Genomic DNA, 6000 nt, shown 5'->3' with positions numbered 1-6000 from the left:
ACAACCGCAGCCGCCAGTCGGGCCGCTTGTCGGCGACGATCGCGAAGGCCCGCACGAGCCGGTCGTACGACTTGCCGATCGGCCTCGCGCAGGAAGCTCGCGGGAGCGTTGCTCCCGGAGATCGACGAACTGATCGTCAAGGGCCACCCGGTCGTGGCCGGCGACGGGATCTCCGCGTTCACCGGGGCCTTCCGCCCCACGCTGTTCACTCCGGTGCGCAGTCGTTCCTTCGGCAACGGCGCCACCGTCACCTGGTGCGACCGGACATGACCGGCGTGACCGGGGCCGGGACGGCGGTCAGCTGTGCGAGCCGCCGTCCACGCGAACCTCGACGCCGTTGAGGTAGGCGCCGTCCGCCGAGGCCACGTACGCGATGGTCCCGGCGATGTCCTCCGGGCGGCCCGGCCTGCCCCAGAGGGGAAAGGTGCGCGCGTACCAGGACGTGTCCACGCCCGCGAACGTCTTCCGGTCGGCGGTCAGCGGCGTGGCGACCCCTCCGGGCGAGACCGGGACGACGCGGATCCGCCGCGACGCCAGCTCGGCGGCGAGGCTGATCGAGAACGACAGCAGCGCCCCCTTGGACGCGGCGTAGCCGGTCATCCACGGGTGCGCCTTCGTCGCCGCCGTCGAGGTGACGTTCACGACGACCCCGGTGCGGTCCGGGACGTGGGGCAGCACCTCCCGGCAGAACACGACCGGCGCGAACACGTTGACCGCGAAGATGTCCCTGTAGTCGTCGAGCCGCACCGACTCCATCGGAGTGACCCGCAGCACTCCGGCGACGTTGGCGAGCACGTCCACCCGGCCCAGGCGGGCGACGGCCGCGGCGGCGGCCGACACCACCGCCTCCTCCTGCGCCAGGTCGGCCTGATGAGGGACGAACCGGTCCGTCCCCGCCAGTTTCCCGGTCTCCGCGAGCCCGTCCTCGTCCCGGTCCACCGCGAACACCGTGGCGCCCTCGGCCAGCAGCCGCACGGCGGTCGCCCGGCCGATGCCGGACGCCGCCCCGGTGAGCAGCACGTTCTTGCCGTCGAACCGGTTCATCACGCCTCCTTGGCGACTGCGCGGCCGGCGCGGCGGCCGAAGAAGGTGCCATCGCCAAGAGAGGTGCCGCTGACATAACCCTCGCCGTGGATGCCGGAGGAGGCGCGTCCCGCCGCGTACAGGCCGGGGATCGGCCGTGCGGACTGGTTCAGCACCTCGCCGTCCACGGTCGTGCGCAGGCCGCCGAGCGTGAAGCCGGCGGCGCCGGTCCCCCTGCCCGCGCTGTCGCGGTCGCCCATGCCGAATCCCAGGCGCGGATCGGCGGCGGCGAACGGCCCCTTCAGCGGGCGCAGCCACTTCGGGTCCTTGTGGAAGTAGGGGTCCTCGCCGCGCTCGGCGTGCCGGTTGTAGACCGCGACGCTGTCCTCCAGCGCGCCCGGCGGCATGCCGAGCGACTCCTCCAGCTCGGCGAGGGTCTCGGCGACGAAGACCGGGCGCACGCCCCACAGGTCCCGTGCGGGGATGTCCTCGTAGCCCTCCTCGTCGGTGATCGCCCAATAGGGCCCGGGCTGGTGCCGTACGGCGGCGACGCTGAACAGGCCGGGGTAGACGTCCTCGTTGATGAAACGGCGGCCGAGGCCGTTCACGAGCATGCCGCGCACCAGCATCGCGGGCAGCGCGGTCATGGCGATCTGGACCTCGCCCATGCGGCGGGTGGCCGCGCCCAGCGCGGTGGCCATGCGGATGCCGCCGCCGTCGTCCAGGCCGTCGCTGACCTTGCCGTGCCCGAGCAGCACGGGCGCGTGGTCGGCGAGCATCTCCTCGTTGTCGACGAACCCGCCGGTGGTCAGCACCACTCCCCTGCGGGCGCGATAGGTCACCTGCTCGCCGTACCGGCGGGCCACCGCCCCGGCGACCCGGCCGTCTCGGTCGACCACGAGGGTGGCGGCGCGGGTGTCGGCGTGGCAGGCGGCTCCGGCCGCCCGCGCCGCCTGCGCCAGCGTGTCCATCAGCAGCCGGCCGCCCCAGCCCTCGACGGCGGGGCGGTGGCCGCGCGGCACCGGCCGCGCGACGGTGTTGTACGGCCAGGCGTTCTCCCCCAGCCACATCAGGCCGTCGGCTGTCGGGGGCATCCAGCTCGGCGCGTCGAACAACGACGCGTTGAACGGCACGCCCCTGGCCCGGAACCACTCGAAGTGCTCGACGCTGCCCTCGCAGTAGAGCCGCAGCTTCTCCTCGTCGGCGTGCGGGCCGAGCGCCGCCGCGAGGTAGGCGAACATGTTGCCCGGGTCGTCCTCGAACCCGCAGGCCCGCTGGATCGCGGTGCCGCCGCCGAGGTACAGCTCGCCGCCGGACAGCGCGGACGATCCGCCCGGCCCGCCCGCGCGCTCCAGCACCAGCACGTCCGCGCCCGCCGTGGCGGCCTCGTACGCGGCGGCCGCGCCGGCGCAGCCGAAGCCGACGACGAGCACGTCGCACTCGTGGTCGAACGCCGCGACGGAGGCCACGGGAATGGGCTCGACCGACGGCCGGGGAGTCATCGGCGGCTCGCTCACTTCTTCGGCACGAAGGTGGCCAGCGGCTCGGAGCCCGACCAGTCGTGGCCCCAGTAGCTGTCGGCGGTGATCTCCTCGGCCGTGTAGTACGTCTCGTCGACGAGCATGCCGTCGGTGCCGTACTCGATGTCCCAGCCGCCGGGGGCGCGGACGTAGAAGGACACCATCTTGTCGTTGGTGTGCCGGCCGAGGGTGGAGGAGATCGAGAAACCCGACCTGCGCACCCGGTCGAGCGCCGTGCCCACCGCGTCGAGGCTGTCCACCTCGACCATCAGGTGCACCAGGCCGGGGTCGCCGGCGTACCCGGCCGGGCAGATCGCGAGGCTGTGGTGACGCTGGTTGACGCCCATGAAGCGCACCCGCCGGTACGGCGGCTTCCCGCGGCCCATCTTGATGGCGCCCCGGGGCAGGAAGCCGAGCACCTCGGTGTAGAAGGAGACGGTCTCGTCCATCGCGGTGGTGGGCACCACCACATGGCCCATCCCCTGCGGGCCGGTGACGAAGCGCTGGCCGAGACCGGTGACGACCGGGCTGTGGTCGAGCACGGGGCCGAAGAAGACCTCGGCGGGAACGCCGGCGGGGTCGGTGAAGGCGATGACCGCCTCGGCGTCGCGCTCGGCGGACTCCTCCTCCGACAGCACCTTCACCGGTGTGCCGGACGCCTCGACGGCCCGGCCGACGGCGGCGAGCGCGAACTGGTCGCGCACCTCCCAGCCGACCGCGAGCACCCGGTCGGCGTCGCCGGGCAGCACGATGAGGCGCGCGCGGCGCTCGTCCATGCGCAGGTAGAGACCGCTCTGGTCCGGCCCGGACCCCTCGGCGAAGCCGAGCCCGTCGATGAGGAGTTCGCGCCAGCGCCCGATGTCACGCGTCTGGACCTTGAGGTAGCCGAGTCCTCGGATCTGCGTCACGTGTGCTCAGTCCAATCTGCCGGTCGGGGGGGCCGAGCGTCGATCCCACCGTGGCAGAGCCCGCGCCCGGCCGCCCCCGCCCCTCCCGCTGAGTGAGAGTCCCCGGCGGGCCCGCTCCGCACCGGCGGGCGGTGGCGGAGCGGGCGTGCGCCGGCCTCAGCGGGTCTCGTGGCGGCGCTGGCAGGCGATGCAGTAACGGGCCATGGGCCGGATCTTCAGCCGGCCGAACGGGATGACCGCGGTGCAGTCGGCGCATCGGCCGTAGCTTCCCTCCTCGATCCGCTCAAGTGCCTTGCGCAGCTCGGCGACCGCCCGCTCGGTGGCGGCGACGTCGGCGAGCAGGGCGAGCCTGGCGGTGTCGTCGTTGCCGCCGTCGACGGCGGCCCGCAGGTCGCGCAGCTGCACCTCGCGCCACTGGAGCTGCTCCTCCAGGTCGGCGCGCATCGCCTGCGTCTGCGGCTCGCTGATGGCGGTGAACTCGTCACTGGTGGTCATCGTCGACGTCCTTTCGTCCGATGGCAGAGGTGCCGGGAGTGCGGTGCTCGACCGTGGGCAGCAGGCAGGCCAGCCCTCTGACGGTCGCGTTGGCGGGATCGGGAGCGGGGCTGACGGTGATCCGCAGCTCCGCGCAGAGCCTGCGGGCCAGCTCCGGGTCGCGGGCGCCGCCGCCCGTGATCAGCAGGCCCTGCTGCCGGGCGGTGGCCCGCAGGGCGGCGGGAATGCGCGCGATCAGGTCGGCGACCATCGCCACGACGCGTTCCCGCGCGTACGGCGGGCAGCCGGTGCCCTCCGCCGGGTCGCCCACGGCGACCTGGACGGCGCCCGCGTCGGCGATCTCACCGGCGCGGATGACGACGGCCTCGGCGATGCCCGCTCCGGCGTCGAGCAGGAGCCGGGGTCTCGGGTCGGCGATGTCCACGCCGCAGCCGATCGCCGCGGCCAGCGGTTCCTCGACCATCGTCACCCGGCAGCGCGCGGCGCTGCTGACCGCCGCGTACGCGGCTCGCCGGTCCAGTCGCGAGGCCGCGACGGGCACGCCGAGCAGGACGTGGTGCAACGGCGGGTGCCGCTCGGTCACGGCGTCGCCCAGCGTCGTGCGGACCAGCCGGGCGCATCCCGGCATGTCGGCGACCATGCCGTGCCGCACCGGCCACTGGCGGGCCGTTCCCGGACCGCCGCACGCCGAAGGCCGCTCCTTGATCGCCGTGCTGCCGGACAGCAGCAGCCGGATCCGCGCGGTGCCGAGGTCGAGGGCCAGGGCCGTTCCCCCGCCTCTCCTCCCGTTGACACCGGGCATGCCGGTCGTGATCGTCATGCCGTCAACCGGGTCTCGCCGGCGCAGACGGCGCACAGCTGCACCTGCGGCGCGAGCCGGAGCCGGTCGAGCGGCAGGAACGCCTCGCATCGGGTGCAGGTGCCGTAGAGGCCACGATCCATCCGCTCCAGCGCCGCCTCGATCGCGGCGGCGTCGAGACGCGCCTGCCGTACGCGCGCGGCGGACGGACGGGCCCGGGCGGCGGACGGCGCCGCGTCGTACGGATCGCACAGCCGGGCCAGCTCGGCCCGGGCGGCGTGGAGCCGCTCCTCGAGCAGCATGCGCAGCTCGGACAGCTGCGCCGTGTGACGCCGGCACTCCTCCATGAGGAGGCGCGGCGACCTGATCTCTGCCATAAGCGGCATCACTCCAGGTGAGGGATGATGTGGCGCGCGAGCACGCGCGCCTCGGTGCACCGGTGCCGGTGCACGAGACGAGTACGCGGGGCGGGCCCGCGTGCGATGGTGGTGGTCAAGGGCTCGGAGAGCGGCCCCGCGGCGGCGCGCGCCACGACCGCCGGGGCGCGACGGGTGGTCACGCCGCCGGGCGACCGGGACGGTATGGCAGGGTGCGGTGCGCCAAAGCGGGCACCGCGTCACCGGTGGCGTCGCCCGGCGCGCCGGGCCGGCATGGCCGGAGACAGGGCCGGGGACGGGTCAGGCGCGCGACGACGAGGACCGGGACGATGCCGCGGATCCGGCGCGCTCCGAGCGAGCTCGGGTCACAGAGCCTGTGGCGGGCTGCGCGAGCCGGCGGTGCGATGCCCGGTCTGTTGCGGGCTGAGAACGATGTCCTCGTGGTGCCGGGCGTGCACCGGCGCGGAGACGGGAGCCGCCGGCGCGGCCGCCGCGGTGCGCGGCCGGAACGGGAACGGCAGATGCTCGGGACCGGCGGCGCCCGTCGGCAGGGTCGCCGACTGCGGCGTCCACGCTCCCGGCGTCCACACCTCGGCGGCGGCCTGCGGCGCGCGCTGGGCGGGATCGCCGCCATACCAGGCGGGCGTGGATGCGACCAGCGCGAGGGCGAGCATCAGCAGGCCCACCACCAACGTGAAGGCGGTGGACCCGCACGTGCCACGTCGTGAGGTCGCCATGAGACCGACCATAACCCACCTTCGCGAAACGGTCATCTGCGTTTCCCGTTGCCCGTTTCTCCCTATCGGTCCCTGCCCGATTTCCGCCATTCGTTGTCCGTACCCGTTCCCCGGTGCGGTTCCCCGTCCGCCCGGGTGCGT

At 74.1% G+C, this 6000-nt stretch carries 9 protein-coding genes; 1 reads left to right on the top strand and 8 read right to left on the bottom strand.

The annotated features are described in order from the left end of the window. Nucleotides 1-108 precede the first annotated feature (108 nt). Nucleotides 109-270, top strand: coding sequence for a hypothetical protein (locus tag ABZ860_RS23320; RefSeq protein WP_357223553.1), 162 nt, complete (start codon nucleotides 109-111; stop codon nucleotides 268-270). A gap of 27 nt (nucleotides 271-297) precedes the next feature. Here ABZ860_RS23320 and ABZ860_RS23315 read toward each other — a convergent pair whose 3' ends face one another. The 8 genes from ABZ860_RS23315 to ABZ860_RS23280 all read right to left on the bottom strand — a co-directional run bounded on the left by ABZ860_RS23315 (nucleotide 298) and on the right by ABZ860_RS23280 (nucleotide 5859). Continuing rightward, nucleotides 298-1044: an SDR family oxidoreductase gene (locus ABZ860_RS23315; RefSeq protein ID WP_357223551.1), complete on the bottom strand. Its 747-nt coding sequence runs from the start codon at nucleotides 1042-1044 to the stop codon at nucleotides 298-300. Next, a complete protein-coding gene (locus tag ABZ860_RS23310; protein ID WP_357223549.1) occupies nucleotides 1044-2525 on the bottom strand; it encodes an FAD-dependent oxidoreductase in 1482 nt (493 codons plus the stop codon). Before ABZ860_RS23310 ends, ABZ860_RS23315 begins: the two co-directional genes overlap by 1 nt. Nucleotides 2526-2536: 11 nt before the next feature. Continuing rightward, entirely contained in the window at nucleotides 2537-3451 is a 915-nt protein-coding gene (locus ABZ860_RS23305; RefSeq protein WP_357223546.1) for a VOC family protein, read from the bottom strand. 156 nt (nucleotides 3452-3607) lie between these two features. Next, a complete protein-coding gene (locus tag ABZ860_RS23300) occupies nucleotides 3608-3946 on the bottom strand; it encodes a TraR/DksA family transcriptional regulator (RefSeq protein WP_357223543.1) in 339 nt (112 codons plus the stop codon). Beyond that, nucleotides 3933-4766, bottom strand: a complete 834-nt coding sequence (locus ABZ860_RS23295) for a rod shape-determining protein (protein ID WP_357223541.1) — start codon at nucleotides 4764-4766, stop codon at nucleotides 3933-3935. Before ABZ860_RS23295 ends, ABZ860_RS23300 begins: the two co-directional genes overlap by 14 nt. Next, on the bottom strand, nucleotides 4763-5122 hold the full coding sequence (locus tag ABZ860_RS23290; protein ID WP_357223538.1) for a TraR/DksA C4-type zinc finger protein: 360 nt from the start codon (nucleotides 5120-5122) through the stop codon (nucleotides 4763-4765). The genes ABZ860_RS23295 and ABZ860_RS23290 overlap by 4 nt, the downstream gene beginning before the upstream one ends. A gap of 8 nt (nucleotides 5123-5130) precedes the next feature. Further along, nucleotides 5131-5304 carry a hypothetical protein gene (locus tag ABZ860_RS23285; RefSeq protein WP_357223536.1) on the bottom strand — a complete coding sequence of 58 codons (174 nt, stop codon included), beginning with the start codon at nucleotides 5302-5304 and terminating at the stop codon, nucleotides 5131-5133. Between the two features lie 183 nt (nucleotides 5305-5487). Beyond that, complete coding sequence (locus ABZ860_RS23280; protein WP_357223535.1) at nucleotides 5488-5859, bottom strand: hypothetical protein; 372 nt, start codon at nucleotides 5857-5859, stop codon at nucleotides 5488-5490. Between the last annotated feature and the right edge of the window lie 141 nt (nucleotides 5860-6000).

The sequence above is a fragment of the Microbispora sp. NPDC046973 genome, assembly GCF_040644495.1.
Lineage (GTDB): Bacteria > Actinomycetota > Actinomycetes > Streptosporangiales > Streptosporangiaceae > Microbispora.
The sequence above is the reverse complement of the archived record's forward strand: the minus strand, read 5'-3'. Positions and strand labels throughout refer to the sequence as shown.